Source organism: Neisseria sp. SLRRB23 (assembly GCF_050896295.1).
Taxonomy (GTDB): Bacteria; Pseudomonadota; Gammaproteobacteria; order Burkholderiales; family Neisseriaceae; genus Neisseria.
Genome location: NZ_JBPBFH010000067.1, coordinates 1 through 1,588, shown reverse-complemented (window position 1 = coordinate 1,588; position 1,588 = coordinate 1). Strand labels below are relative to the sequence as shown.

Here is a 1,588-nt window from a genome sequence, read left to right as displayed (position 1 = left end):
AAAAGAAGTGAAATGTATCTCCAAATCAATCGCTAACTGGGTTTGGTACAAGTTTGATATTGCAGCCAGCAATCGACGGTTTTCGGAATTGCAGGCTCATCGGAATAGTTTGCGGAAAACAACCATCAATGCAGGCAGAACAAAAATCATCACGGAGCTTTGAAATATGGCCTATCCAAAACTGAAAACCACCAAGCGAGACGTTACGGCTAAAGAACTGGCAAAACGCTTCGGCTGTTCCACAAGAACCGTTTTTCGGGCATGGTCGCAATCCCGCGCCGACTACCTAGCCGAAAACTCTATCAGCCGCGATAAACCGTGGGAACACTTCGGCATTTCCCGCGCCACTTGGTACAGGCGCGGCAAGCCTATGCCGTCTGAAACTGACAACCAAAGCGAAACAGCATGACAAGATACGCAATAAACCGCGATGCTCTGTACTCGGCATTCAAAGATTTTCTGTATTCGGAAATTAACGCAAATCCTGCTTTGAAAAGCGCAACGGTTGATGATCTTGCAGATATAGTTCTAGCCAAAAAATGGAGAATTTTTCTGCCTGACGGCATCAAACGCACAACAGCCGAAAAAGCTGCCCAACGGGTTTTGTACATGACAAACCAGCCTGAAAACCAAACCCAACAGGAGAACTAACCATGCAAACCACTATCCCCACCGGTTCAATCCGCACCTTTGGCGATTACGGCGTGATGTACATCGTCGGCACGCCTGCCGAACAGCTTCCGGACGGCGATTGGCTCGTAAATATTGAACTGCCGGAAAGCGGCGAACACACGCAATACAAACTGTCCCACATCGTTCAAGACCCAAAGGCTGCCTAATGTACGCGATTTCTTTTGATTTGGTGGTTGCCGATACCGCTCAAAACCATCCGAAAGGCATTTCCCAAGCCTACGCGGATATTGGATACACCCTGCGGAAATTCGGCTTTACCCGCATTCAGGGAAGTTTGTACACCTGCCAAAACGAAGATATGGCTAACCTGTTTTCAGCCATCAACGAGCTAAAAGCTCTGCCTTGGTTTCCGTCTTCTGTCCGCGATATTCGGGCGTTCCGCATTGAGCAGTGGTCTGATTTCACAAGTCTTGTGAAGTCTTAACTGCCTTACCGTCCAACATCCGCCGCAGCCCTGCCAGTTTTTGGCGCGCTGCGGCGTTTTCTGTGCGTTTTAGGGCTTCGGGTAGGCTAGCCCCCAATACTTTGGCGATATTGCTCGGATAGGGCTTTCTCGCGCCCGCAATGCGGGTTTCTGCTTCCGCTACGGCTTCTGCCCCGTAGGTCTCTATCAGCCATGCGGCTGTTCGCCTGTCGCGTTCGTTCTCGGTAATCATCGGCTCATTCCCCATCCCCTGCTTTGGGTTCGTTTGTGTCGTTGGCTTATCGTTTGGCTAGTTGATTCAAGATTTCGCTCTGCCGTTGCTGTATTTCGCTCTGCCGCTCTAACTCGGCTGCCAAGCTCGCTAGCTGCTGCGCTAAACTCGTGTTTTCCTGCTCTAGCTCTGCCAACCTTTCGCCCAAGTGCGTTAAGGCTTTCATCATTCGCTGCTCGATTGCTGCGTGATTGCTCTCT

5 protein-coding genes and 1 pseudogene are annotated in these 1,588 nt (G+C 50.4%); 4 read left to right on the top strand and 2 right to left on the bottom strand.

The annotated features are described in order from the left end of the window. Positions 1–166 precede the first annotated feature (166 nt). The 4 genes from ACRPFF_RS11010 to ACRPFF_RS10995 are packed head-to-tail and all read left to right on the top strand — an operon-like array spanning position 167 to position 1,117. A complete protein-coding gene (locus ACRPFF_RS11010) occupies positions 167–409 on the top strand; it encodes an HTH domain-containing protein (protein ID WP_003690220.1) in 243 nt (80 codons plus the stop codon). Continuing rightward, positions 406–651: a hypothetical protein gene (locus ACRPFF_RS11005; protein ID WP_003690221.1), complete on the top strand. Its 246-nt coding sequence runs from the start codon at positions 406–408 to the stop codon at positions 649–651. The genes ACRPFF_RS11010 and ACRPFF_RS11005 overlap by 4 nt, the downstream gene beginning before the upstream one ends. A gap of 2 nt (positions 652–653) precedes the next feature. Beyond that, a complete protein-coding gene (locus tag ACRPFF_RS11000) occupies positions 654–839 on the top strand; it encodes a DUF5397 family protein (protein WP_003690223.1) in 186 nt (61 codons plus the stop codon). Beyond that, entirely contained in the window at positions 839–1,117 is a 279-nt protein-coding gene (locus tag ACRPFF_RS10995; protein ID WP_003690225.1) for an endoribonuclease VapD, read from the top strand. Before ACRPFF_RS11000 ends, ACRPFF_RS10995 begins: the two co-directional genes overlap by 1 nt. On the opposite strand, the gene ACRPFF_RS10990 is transcribed toward ACRPFF_RS10995, so the two are convergent. Together ACRPFF_RS10990 and ACRPFF_RS10985 are read right to left on the bottom strand one after the other, a co-directional pair. Next, on the bottom strand, positions 1,095–1,349 hold the full coding sequence (locus tag ACRPFF_RS10990) for a Cryptic plasmid protein A (RefSeq protein WP_003690227.1): 255 nt from the start codon (positions 1,347–1,349) through the stop codon (positions 1,095–1,097). The two genes, ACRPFF_RS10995 and ACRPFF_RS10990, sit on opposite strands and share 23 nt — an antisense overlap. A gap of 46 nt (positions 1,350–1,395) precedes the next feature. Next, positions 1,396–1,588 (bottom strand): annotated as a pseudogene (locus tag ACRPFF_RS10985) (MbeB family mobilization protein); the annotation flags it as partial.

Coding starts and splice junctions, on each gene's coding strand:
- ACRPFF_RS11010 (WP_003690220.1), top strand. CDS start 167: ATGGCCTATCCAAAACTGAAAACCACCAAGCGAGACGTTACGGCTAAA.
- ACRPFF_RS11005 (WP_003690221.1), top strand. CDS start 406: ATGACAAGATACGCAATAAACCGCGATGCTCTGTACTCGGCATTCAAA.
- ACRPFF_RS11000 (WP_003690223.1), top strand. CDS start 654: ATGCAAACCACTATCCCCACCGGTTCAATCCGCACCTTTGGCGATTAC.
- ACRPFF_RS10995 (WP_003690225.1), top strand. CDS start 839: ATGTACGCGATTTCTTTTGATTTGGTGGTTGCCGATACCGCTCAAAAC.
- ACRPFF_RS10990 (WP_003690227.1), bottom strand. CDS start 1,349: ATGATTACCGAGAACGAACGCGACAGGCGAACAGCCGCATGGCTGATA.